Origin of the sequence: Pseudomonas sp. SIMBA_041 (assembly GCF_046535095.1) — a bacterium.
Classification (GTDB): domain Bacteria; phylum Pseudomonadota; class Gammaproteobacteria; order Pseudomonadales; family Pseudomonadaceae; genus Aquipseudomonas; species Aquipseudomonas mucoides.
Genome location: NZ_JAWRXJ010000984.1, coordinates 1 through 233, shown reverse-complemented (window position 1 = coordinate 233; position 233 = coordinate 1). Strand labels below are relative to the sequence as shown.

Sequence of the window (233 nt, the reverse complement as noted above, 5' to 3'; positions counted from 1 at the left end):
ACATAGTAAGCCAGTATACACTCCGCTAGCGCTGATGTCCGGCGGTGCTTTTGCCGTTACGCACCACCCCGTCAGTAGCTGAACAGGAGGGACAGCTGATAGAAACAGAAGCCACTGGAGCACCTCAAAAACACCATCATACACTAAATCAGTAAGTTGGCAGCATCACCGCCAGCACATCTGCCAGCACGTAGCTGTCCTGCGGCTGCTGGCGCGTATGCTGCACCAGCGCC

Annotated in this window: 1 pseudogene; it reads right to left on the bottom strand. The window is 55.8% G+C overall.

Features of this window, described 5'->3' with window-relative positions:
- Positions 1 to 28 precede the first annotated feature (28 nt).
- Positions 29 to 115: pseudogene (locus tag SB725_RS34070) on the bottom strand (IS1 family transposase); the annotation flags it as partial.
- Between the last annotated feature and the right edge of the window lie 118 nt (positions 116 to 233).